Genomic DNA, 9,627 nt, shown 5'->3' with positions numbered 1-9,627 from the left:
GCTGGTGGCGCTGGCCGACATTTCCGGCTCGATGAGCCAGTACACGCGCATCTTCCTGCATTTCCTGCATGCGCTGACGGAAAAAAGGCGTCGCGTGCACACCTTCGTCTTCGGCACCCGGCTCACCAACCTGACCCGGCAGATGCGCCATCGCGACCCGGATGCAGCACTTGCCGACTGTTCTGCGGCGGTCAAGGACTGGTCGGGCGGCACCCGCATCGGCGACACACTTGCCGAGTTCAACCTGATATGGTCGCGGCGCGTGCTGGGGCAGGGGGCGGTCGTGCTTCTGATCACCGACGGGTTGGAGCGAGACGATGTCGCCGGCCTGTCTGAAGAAATGGAGCGCCTGCACAAATCCTGCCGGCGTCTGATCTGGCTGAACCCGTTGCTGCGCTTCGACGGCTTTCAGGCGCGCGCCCGCGGCGTCAAGGCGATGCTGCCGCATGTCGACGAGTTCCGCTCGGTGCACAATCTCGATGCGCTCGCCGATCTCTGCGCGTCATTGGACAAGAAGTCGGCACAATCCGTCGATCCGCGCCGATGGCTGGACGCTGGCGCGAGGCACGCCGCATAACCATATCTTTCCCACCCGGAAAACAGATCCCGAGAAAAACAGACTTCTGGAGAAACGGTCATGGAAAACAGCATTTATCTGGATGAGGCCCGCGACCCGCTGATCATCGCGGAGGGCTGGATGAAGGACGGCAAGGACGTGGCCATCGCGACAGTGGTCGAGACCTGGGGATCGGCGCCCCGACCTGTAGGCAGCCATCTGGTCATCGACGCCGACGGCAATTTCCACGGCTCCGTCTCGGGCGGCTGCGTCGAAGGCGCTGTGGTCAGCGAGGCCATCGACGTCATCGACAGCGGCAAGGCCAGGATGCTGGAGTTCGGTGTTGCCGATGAAACCGCATGGCAGGTCGGCTTGTCCTGTGGCGGCCGCATCAAGGTGTACGTGGAAAGACTGGGCTGATCTCGGATGGATCCCTACGCCTTAAAAATTTTGAACGCCGAACGACGCGCTCGCCGTGCGGCGATCCTTGTCACCGATCTCGGTGACGGCCGCGACCGCATCGTGCGCGAAGGCGATCAGGTCGCCGGCGATCTTGGCGCCGCGATCGCCAGGGCGTTCCGCACAGGCAACTCCGGTTCGGTCGAAGCAGAGGGGCGGAATTTCTTTCTCAACGCGCATCTGCCGCAGCCGCGTCTGGTCGTGATTGGCGCTGTCCATATCAGCCAGGCGCTGGCGCCGATGGCGAAGATCGCCGGCTATCCCGTGGAGATCATCGACCCCCGCACCGCTTTCGCCACGCCGGACCGCTTTCCCGATGTGGCGCTTCATGCCGAATGGCCGGAGGATGTGCTGAAGCGCCAGCCGCTCGACAGCTACACCGCGCTTGCCGCCGTCACCCATGACCCGAAGATCGATGATTTCGCGCTGAAGGCCGCGCTCGACGCCAACTGTTTCTATGTCGGGGCGCTCGGTAGCAGGAAGACGCATGCCAAGCGGGTCGAACGCCTGCTGGCGCTGGGCGCGAGCGCCGATCAGATCGCCCGTATTCACGCGCCGATCGGGCTCGACATCGGTGCTGCCAGCCCGGGAGAGATCGCCGTTGCGGTGTTGGCCCAGGCAATCCAGGCCTTCCGCTCGCGCGGTCTCGATGCCTCCGCATCGGCTCCAAAATCGAAATCGACTTTGGAAAAGCACGATGCGTAGATTCAAAATAGCAGAGCGTCCGTTGCGCGTCCAAAAGGACGCGCGGCGCTCTGCGGGCGCTGCGGCGTGAAATTCGGCCAGATCCCGGTCGAGACAGCGGAAGGCGCGGTGCTGGCGCATTCGACCACCGCCGGCGAACGCCGCTTCCGCAAGGCGCACAGGCTGAGCGCCGAAGATGTGGCGCTGCTGCGGGCCGCCGGCATTTCCGAGGTTGTTGCGGCTGTGCTGGCTGAGGACGACCTCGGCGAGGATGCCGCCGCGCAGACGATCGCCGAGAGCATGGCCTTTCGCGGCATCGAGGCCAGGCCTGCCGCGACCGGGCGGGTCAACCTCCATGCCAAAGCGCCGGGCATCTTCACGGTCGATGCCGCTGTCATCGATGCCATCAATGCCATCGATCCCGCCATCACCATCGCCACGCTGGCGCAGCATGCGCCGGTCGAGAAAGGCCAGATGGTCGCGACCGTGAAGATCATTCCCTTCGCGGTCAGTTCAGCGCTGGTCGACGCTGCGACGAAAATCTGCGCCGCAGGCGAGATCTTTGCCGTCAATGCCTACCGGCCCTTGCGTGTCGGCGTCATCCAGACGGTTCTGCCCGGCATCAAGCCTTCCGTCCTCGACAAGACGCTGCGCGTCACGGAAGCGCGGCTGGCGCGCACGGGCGGCAGGCTGACTGCGGAGCGCCGCACGTCGCATGAGATCGCTCCGGTGGCGGAGGCCACGGCTTCGCTGGCGCGCGACAACGACATGGTGGTGATCTTCGGCGCTTCGGCGATGAGCGATTTTGCCGATGTCATTCCCGCGGCGATCGAGAAGGCGGGTGGTGCAGTCATCCGCGCGGGCATGCCGGTCGATCCCGGCAATCTGCTGGTGCTCGGAACGCTCGGCGGCAAGCACGTCATCGGCGCGCCCGGCTGCGCCCGCAGCCCCAAGGAGAATGGTTTCGACTGGGTGCTGGACCGGTTGATCGCTGGCCTCGACGTGACGGCCAGGGATATTGCCGCCATGGGGGTCGGCGGGCTGCTGATGGAAATCCCGACACGGCCGCAGCCGCGCGAACCGCTGCCGGCCAAAAGCCAGCTCAAGGTCGGCATCGTGCTGCTGGCCGCTGGCCGCTCAAGCCGCATGGGCGGGCCGAACAAGCTTTTGGCGCTGTTCGACGGCAAGCCGCTTGTGCGCCGCACCGCCGAGCGGGCGCTCGGCTCGAAGGCGTCCGGCACTGTCATCGTCACCGGCCACCAGCGCGAGCGGGTGCGCGCTGCGCTGGTGGGCCTCGACGTGACCTTCGCCGACAATCCCGATTTTGCCGAGGGCCTGTCCACCTCGCTGAAAGCCGGCATCGCCTATCTGCCGGAAGATTCCGCCGGCGTGATGATCGTTCTCGGTGACATGCCCGATATCACGTCCGATGATCTCGACAGATTGATCGATGCTTTCCGCAAGGCCGGCGGCAATGCGGTGGTCCGCGCCTCGCATGACGGCAAGCGCGGCAACCCTGTGCTTTTGCCGCGCTCGCTGTTTCCGGCGATCGCCCATCTCGAAGGCGACACCGGCGCGCGCCATCTGGTCGAGACGGAAGGGCTCGATGTCATCGACGTCGAGATCGGCGCGGCGGCGTCAGTCGATGTCGACACACGCGAGGCACTCGAAGGCGCCGGCGGCGTGCTGCAGGATTGACAAACCCAAGCCGAATTACGCATGCCTTGGGCATGTCTATTCGCTGCCAAATTTTCTGTGCCTTTGCAGTCGCGACCGCGTTGCTGTCTTCGGCCGCGCAAAGTCAGACGCTGTCCCTAAAACCCTTCAAGGACGATCTCTTCGCCTATCCGCCCACGCTGTCGTCTGACATCAACGGCACCTACACGGTCATCGACTACCGCGAGATGCGCGACATCAACCAGCGTGACCAGGTGCCGGAGCGGCGGGTGAACGCCCAATACACCGACACCAGCGTCCGCAAGATGCAGCAGGATCTGTTGCTGAAGACCGATGCTGGCGATGTCAGGCATGTCGCCGTCGGCAAGACCGAGGGCGCCGGCATCATCGTGCTTTATCTGCACGGGCAGGGCGGCAGCCGCAAGCAGGGTGTCGACGACTTCACATTCGGCGGCAATTTCAACCGGCTCAAGAACCTGATGGCCAGCAATGGCGGCCTCTATCTCAGTCCTGATTTCCCCGATTTCGGCGATACGGGAGCGGCGCAGGTGGCGGCGCTGATCGGTCATTATGCCGAACAGTCGCCAGGCGCGAAGATCTTCGTCGCCTGCGGCTCTATGGGCGGCGCGCTGTGCTGGAAGCTGGCCGCGCGCAAGGACATGGGCGGCCGCATCAACGGCCTGCTGCTGCTCGGTTCGCTGTGGGATGAGAGCTTTTTCACCAGCCCGGCCTTCAAGCGCCGCGTGCCGGTCTTCTTCGGCCAGGGCAGCCATGACGTGGTCTACCCCGTGGCAAAGCAGGAGGCGTTCTTTCGCTCGATCCTGACCAAATCGAAGACCTATCCGACCCGCTTCGTCCGCTTCGAGACCGGCACCCATGGCACTCCGATCCGCATGACCGACTGGCGCGGCACGCTCAACTGGATGCTGTCGAAGGCGCCCTGATCGACGCAGCCTGCAAGCTCGTGTGACGCTCAGGGCGCGGTGTTGTAGTCGATGACAGTCTCGGCATTTTGCTCGCCGTCATAGGACGCATCGACGTCATACTGGACCAGCGAGAAATTGCCATTGCGGAACAGATACGTCCCTGCGTCGGACGCATCGCCGATGCCGCGCCACTTGTTGAACGTGGTGATCGTGTGGGCAGCCTCGTCATAGGCGGAATTGACCGCCCAGCCCGACGTCTGGAAACCGACGATACTCATGCCCAGCAATTTGCCGTTGCTGTCATTGTTCTCGTAGCGGATGTCCATCTTGGGCTCGGCGAACTGCAACTGCTGCACGCCCGACACGTCGTCGGTCATGTAGTAGATCGAGCTTTCATTGTAGGCCGCGGCCGAGCAGGAAAAATGGAACAGCCGCGTCTCCTTGTCGGGATCGCCGGGCTGCGCATCCTTGTCCTTGTATTTAATCGAAAAAACGGTCGGCTCATTGGCAAGGAACTGCTTGTCGCACTGGTCGCCATAGGTTGCCAGAAAGGCCTTCTTGGCCTGCTCCAGTGCGGTGTCTTTCTTTGGCGGTGGCGGGCCATCGCCACAGCTTGGCGGCAGCGCCTCCTCGAAATCGGCAGTGGAGGGCTTCAGTGCCCCTTTCTCGATGTGGATCGGATCGAAGGGTGGCGCCACCTGGGTCTGGGCATTCACCTGGCGCAGCGTATAGCACCCGGCAAAGACCTTTTCGCCGCCAGCCTTGTCCGTCGCGCGGATGGCGACGGGGACGTTGTAGAAAATGCTGCCAGCCGCGCCTTCGTCGGAAACCGTCCCGGTCTGGACTTCGACCTTGTCCGTCCCATCATAGCCCTTGACGAAACTATCGAAATCCTTTGCGGGCTTTGTATCGCCGAAATACCCCCATGCGCGGGCGAATTCGTGCCGGCTGATGGCGCTGTACAGCGAACGGACAACCGCGTCGGCGCTCGACCGATCGTCGATATAGGGCGCTTCGGGGGCATCGTCGGCAGCCAATACCGTCTGGCCGATCGGTGCCAGGGAGAGAAAGGCAGTCGCTGCGAAAAGGGCGCGTCTCATCGGGAACCTCCGCTCGATAGAGGATTCTACGACGGCGATTGCGGCAACGTGGTGACGCAGGCTCGGCGGACTTGAAGAATCGCGCGCGAAGGCGCTACGTCGCGTCCGCCGGCGTTCGGCCGGACAGGAGATTTGACGTGACGATATCGATGTATGAGGCGTCCGTGCCGGTGTTTTCGGCCAGGCTGAAAGCGCTTTCCGATGTGCTGGCGACCGCCGAACAGAATGCGCTTGACCGCAAGATCGACCCGCAGGTGTTTCTGACGGCGCGGCTGGCGCCAGACATGTTCGCCTTGACCAGGCAGGTGCAGATCGCCACCGATCATGCCAAGGGCGCGCCGTCACGGCTCGCCGGCCGCGAAGTGCCGAAATATGAGGACAACGAGGCGAGTTTTGCCGAAATTCAGGCGCGCATCACCAAGACCCTGGACCTTCTGGGCACATTTTCGGCTGCCGAGTTCGACGGCTCCGACGACAAGATCATCGAGCTGAAGCTTGGCGGACGGGAAAGTTCGATGCCCGGCCTGCAGTATCTGCTGCATGTGGCTATGCCCAACTTCTATTTCCACCTCACCACGGCCTACGACATTCTTCGCCACAATGGCGTGCCGTTGGGCAAGGCGACGTTCCTGGGATCGAGCTAGGGAATTGAGTTTTTGGAGATGTCCCGGATCGATCCGGGACATCACCGGAAGTACCTAGCGAACGGACATTTCGCGCGCGATGCGGGGGAAGTCGGCCGGCTTGATACCGATGTCGGCACGGTCGGCATTGCTCATCGAATGAAGCAGCGCTAGCGCCGAGCGGTATCTCAGATGCTCCTGCGGCCGCGGCCGGGCGAACATTTCAGTGAAGAAACCCATGATTCAAGCCCCAAATTGGTCCTCCACGCCAGCCAATATAGTTGAATCGTGACAATTGTGCAGTGCAGCATTTGCATACCTGCCATGTCTTGGCGAATTTTTCGACATTTTCTCTAACGGGCGAAACTTTTGGCCGGTGCGTATCGTAGCCTCGAATGCTGGCTACATGGCCGGTTTTTCCTCGCCACTCCTGGCGAATTCCGGACTGCGTGAAAATGCAGTCCGGCTTTTGTTTTTGGGATTGCGGTGGGTCAAGCGGTAGACGAGGCGAAGGCTAAATTCGTTAAGATCGGTGCCATGCATTTTTAACGAGCCGGTTCTATGCTTCGATACCCGAATGGTCGGGCGAGGGGGAGGCTGACATCGCTACTGGCGCCAAGCGGGATTTCGCTTCGTTGCTCGAAGACCTCTTCATCGCCCCCGACAAGAATGGCGAGGGCGAAGAGGCCGGCGCTCGTCCATCCATCCCGTTTGACTATCTTTCGGTGGCCGATGAACTCCATTCCGGCCGCATCAAGGTTTCCGCTGCCGAATATCGCGAGGCGGGCGCGGATCTGGCGACGGAATTCGCCGCCTTGCTCGATCATGCCAAGCTGGCTCTCGCCGGCGAAGAGCCAAAGCCCGAGGAAAAGCTGCCGCCGATCGATCCCGAAGCCATCGCCGTCGAACTTGGCCTCGATCAGCCCAAGCAAATCGCCGACTTCAGCCGCATGCGCCGCCGCTTTGCCTTTGCCAACCATCCCGACCGTGTCGCCCCGCATTTGCGCCAGCGCGCCATGATCCGCATGCAAGTGGCCAACATGCTGATCGACGAGGCCAAGCGCCGTGCACTAGCCGGTGCTCGCCGCTAACCCGGCTGGTTCACGCAAAAGTCGGTCTGGCGAGGCTTGGAGAGCGGCTCTGCTTTGCCTATAGATGCGGTTTCCTCCGCGCAGTCGCGCCAGCCTTCCTCCGGAGCCGAATTCCATGCACAAACGCCGTCTCGGTCGGACCGATCTTCTTGTGACCCAGATCTGCCTGGGCTCCATGACCTGGGGCCAGCAGAACACCGAGGCCGAAGGCCACGCACAGATGGACCTGGCTTTCTCCCGCGGCGTCAATTTCATCGACACCGCCGAGCTCTATCCGATCCCGCCCAAGGCCGAGACGCAGGGACGGACCGAAAAGATCATCGGCAGCTGGATGAAGGCCAAGGGCAACCGCGACAAGGTGATCCTGGCCTCGAAGGTCGTCGGCCGCACGGCCAACGCATGGTTTCGCGGCGACAGGCCGTCGCAACTGGTGCGCGCCGATATCTTTGACGCCATCGACAAGTCGCTGGCCAAGCTCGGCACCGACTATATCGACCTGTACCAGATCCACTGGCCGGAGCGGGATATCCCTTGGGGCGCCAACCCGACGCGCGTCGGGGCCGTGTCGCCGCGCGCCGATTCCGTCGGCGCACCGGCCGACGAAACACCGATCGCCGAGACGCTTGGCGTCTTCGACGAACTGGTGAAGGCGGGAAAGATCCGCCATTTCGGGCTGTCGAACGAGAGTTCCTGGGGCGTGATGCGGTTCCTTGCCGAAGCCGACAAGGGCATCGGCCCGCGCGTCGCGTCGATCCAGAACGCCTACAATCTCGTCAACCGCACTTTCGAGGTGAACCTCGCCGAGGTCTGCGAGCGCGAGCAAGTGTCGCTGCTGCCCTATTCGCCGCTGGCCCAGGGCTATCTCACCGGCAAATACGACCATGGCGCGCGACCGCAGGGGTCCCGCTCGCAGCTGTTCAATCGCGGCCAGCGCTACGAGACGCCAGGTGCCGCTGAAGCACAACTTGAATACAATGAGCTGGCGCGCTCCTTTGGCCTGGAGCCGGCACTGTTTGCCAATGCCTATGTCTCGAGCCGGCCGTTCGTAACCTCCAACATCGTCGGCGCAACGACGCTTTCGCAGCTCGACATGGCGCTGTCTTCTGTCGACGTCACCTGGACCGAAGAAATGCAGAAGGCGGTGGACACAATCCACCAGCGGGTCGGCAATCCCTGTCCTTGAACGGGATTTGCCGCAGGCCGAATACTCGACAATTCCAAGGGAGCGAGCAGCAATGATTTTTCCAGTCGAGGCAGTGCGTGAAAAATTTCCGGCTCTCTTCCTGACCGACAAGGGCCGCCGCCGCATCTATCTCGACAATCCGGCCGGCACGCAGGTGCCGCAGGCAGTGGCGGACGCGGTGTCGCGCTGCCTGTTGACCACCAATGCCAACCTTGGCGGCTTTTTCGAAACGACGATTGCCGCGCAGGCCGTCGTCGACGACGCGCACCAGGCCATGGCCGATTTCCTTGGCGCCGCAAGCCCCGAGGAAATCATCATCGGCGCCAACATGACGACGCTGACCTATCACATGTCGCGCACGCTCGGCCGCACGATGCAGCCCGGCGACGAGATCATCCTCACCCGCATGGATCATGAGGGCAATGTTTCGCCTTGGCTGCAACTTGCCGAGGATCTCGGGCTCGTCGTGCGCTGGCTGCCGTTCGATGAAAAGAGCTGGCAGGTCGAAGAGGCGACGCTGGCTGGTCTGTTTTCGGAGAAGACACGGCTGGTCGCGTTGAACTACGCCAGCAACCTGACCGGCTCGATCAACCGGGTGAAAGCGCTGACCACCATCGCCAGGAATGCCGGCGCCCTTGTCTATGTCGACGCCGTCCAGTTCGCGCCTCACGGTCTGATCGACGTGCAGGAGCTCGGCTGCGATTTCCTGATCTGCTCGGCCTACAAATTCTTCGGTCCGCATATGGGCATATTGTGGGGCCGCCGCGACGTCATCGACGACCTGCAGCCCTACAAATGCCGCTGTTCGTCCAACGGTCTGCCGGAGCGGTTCGAACTCGGCACGCCGCAGATCGAGCTGATGGCCGGCCTCACGGCGGCTGTTGACTACTTCGCCGACCTTGGCGCGGCAACCGGCGATGGCGGTTCAAGAAGGCAGAAGATTGCCAAGGCGTTTGCGGTTTCGATCGCCTATGAAAACCCGCTGGCGCAACAGCTGATCGATGGCCTGTCCGATATCGAGGGCCTGACCATCCAGGGCATTACCGATCCGAAGCGGCTCGGCGAGCGCGTGCCGACGGTTTCCTTCACCGTCGATGGCATCGTGCCCGAAACGATCGTGCGGCAGATGAATGCCGAAAACATCTTCCTGTGGTCCGGCCATAACTACGCCTGGGAGATCGTCCACCAGCTCGGCATTCCAGCCGAGCATGGCGTCGTGCGCATCGGCATCGCCCACTACAACACTGCAGCCGAAATCGACGAGACGCTGGAGAGCGTACACCGTGTGATCGCCATGCTCAGGCAGCAGCGCTCCTGACGCTGGCTTG

Annotated in this window: 11 protein-coding genes; 9 read left to right on the top strand and 2 right to left on the bottom strand. The window is 62.7% G+C overall.

Annotated features, from left to right (window positions below; translation table 11 throughout):
* From EOB80_RS35200 to EOB80_RS10350, 5 genes are all read left to right on the top strand, one after another.
* The coding region (locus tag EOB80_RS35200; protein WP_245466322.1) for a VWA domain-containing protein at positions 1-577 on the top strand (577 nt) is incomplete at its 5' end.
* A 60-nt stretch (positions 578-637) separates the two neighbouring features.
* Positions 638-976, top strand: a complete 339-nt coding sequence (locus EOB80_RS10365; protein ID WP_013532112.1) for an XdhC family protein — start codon at positions 638-640, stop codon at positions 974-976.
* Positions 977-982: 6 nt separating this feature from the next.
* The gene (locus tag EOB80_RS10360) at positions 983-1,720 is read left to right on the top strand and encodes an XdhC family protein (protein WP_127327565.1); all 738 of its coding nucleotides are present in this window, start codon (positions 983-985) and stop codon (positions 1,718-1,720) included.
* Positions 1,721-1,786: 66 nt separating this feature from the next.
* Positions 1,787-3,397 (top strand): molybdopterin-binding/glycosyltransferase family 2 protein, encoded by a 1,611-nt coding sequence (locus tag EOB80_RS10355; RefSeq protein ID WP_127327564.1) that lies wholly within the window; start codon positions 1,787-1,789, stop codon positions 3,395-3,397.
* Between the two features lie 32 nt (positions 3,398-3,429).
* The gene (locus tag EOB80_RS10350) at positions 3,430-4,320 is read left to right on the top strand and encodes an alpha/beta fold hydrolase (protein ID WP_127327563.1); all 891 of its coding nucleotides are present in this window, start codon (positions 3,430-3,432) and stop codon (positions 4,318-4,320) included.
* A 29-nt stretch (positions 4,321-4,349) separates the two neighbouring features.
* On the opposite strand, the gene EOB80_RS10345 is transcribed toward EOB80_RS10350, so the two are convergent.
* Positions 4,350-5,402 carry a DUF1176 domain-containing protein gene (locus EOB80_RS10345; RefSeq protein WP_127327562.1) on the bottom strand — a complete coding sequence of 351 codons (1,053 nt, stop codon included), beginning with the start codon at positions 5,400-5,402 and terminating at the stop codon, positions 4,350-4,352.
* Positions 5,403-5,539: 137 nt separating this feature from the next.
* On the opposite strand from EOB80_RS10345, the gene EOB80_RS10340 reads away from it, so the two are divergent.
* A complete protein-coding gene (locus EOB80_RS10340; RefSeq protein WP_127327561.1) occupies positions 5,540-6,046 on the top strand; it encodes a DUF1993 family protein in 507 nt (168 codons plus the stop codon).
* 54 nt (positions 6,047-6,100) lie between these two features.
* Here the strand turns inward: EOB80_RS10340 and EOB80_RS10335 are convergent, their stop codons facing one another.
* The gene (locus EOB80_RS10335; RefSeq protein ID WP_023706483.1) at positions 6,101-6,265 is read right to left on the bottom strand and encodes a hypothetical protein; all 165 of its coding nucleotides are present in this window, start codon (positions 6,263-6,265) and stop codon (positions 6,101-6,103) included.
* 395 nt (positions 6,266-6,660) lie between these two features.
* On the opposite strand from EOB80_RS10335, the gene EOB80_RS10330 reads away from it, so the two are divergent.
* The 3 genes from EOB80_RS10330 (at position 6,661) to EOB80_RS10320 (ending at position 9,617) form a co-directional block, all read left to right on the top strand.
* Complete coding sequence (locus EOB80_RS10330; RefSeq protein ID WP_127327560.1) at positions 6,661-7,116, top strand: hypothetical protein; 456 nt, start codon at positions 6,661-6,663, stop codon at positions 7,114-7,116.
* 115 nt (positions 7,117-7,231) lie between these two features.
* Entirely contained in the window at positions 7,232-8,299 is a 1,068-nt protein-coding gene (locus EOB80_RS10325; protein ID WP_127327559.1) for an aldo/keto reductase, read from the top strand.
* A gap of 52 nt (positions 8,300-8,351) precedes the next feature.
* Complete coding sequence (locus EOB80_RS10320) at positions 8,352-9,617, top strand: cysteine desulfurase-like protein (protein ID WP_127327558.1); 1,266 nt, start codon at positions 8,352-8,354, stop codon at positions 9,615-9,617.
* Positions 9,618-9,627 lie beyond the last annotated feature (10 nt).

This window comes from Mesorhizobium sp. M7A.F.Ca.MR.245.00.0.0 (genome assembly GCF_003997415.1).
GTDB lineage: Bacteria > Pseudomonadota > Alphaproteobacteria > Rhizobiales > Rhizobiaceae > Mesorhizobium.
Note: the sequence above shows the minus strand (reverse complement) of the source record. Positions and strands in the feature narration are given on the sequence as shown.

Excerpts from the sequence above, each read along its gene's own strand:
- EOB80_RS10365 (WP_013532112.1), top strand. The coding sequence starts at position 638 with ATGGAAAACAGCATTTATCTGGATGAGGCCCGCGACCCGCTGATCATC.
- EOB80_RS10360 (WP_127327565.1), top strand. The coding sequence starts at position 983 with ATGGATCCCTACGCCTTAAAAATTTTGAACGCCGAACGACGCGCTCGC.
- EOB80_RS10350 (WP_127327563.1), top strand. The coding sequence starts at position 3,430 with ATGTCTATTCGCTGCCAAATTTTCTGTGCCTTTGCAGTCGCGACCGCG.
- EOB80_RS10345 (WP_127327562.1), bottom strand. The coding sequence starts at position 5,402 with ATGAGACGCGCCCTTTTCGCAGCGACTGCCTTTCTCTCCCTGGCACCG.
- EOB80_RS10335 (WP_023706483.1), bottom strand. The coding sequence starts at position 6,265 with ATGGGTTTCTTCACTGAAATGTTCGCCCGGCCGCGGCCGCAGGAGCAT.
- EOB80_RS10325 (WP_127327559.1), top strand. The coding sequence starts at position 7,232 with ATGCACAAACGCCGTCTCGGTCGGACCGATCTTCTTGTGACCCAGATC.
- EOB80_RS10320 (WP_127327558.1), top strand. The coding sequence starts at position 8,352 with ATGATTTTTCCAGTCGAGGCAGTGCGTGAAAAATTTCCGGCTCTCTTC.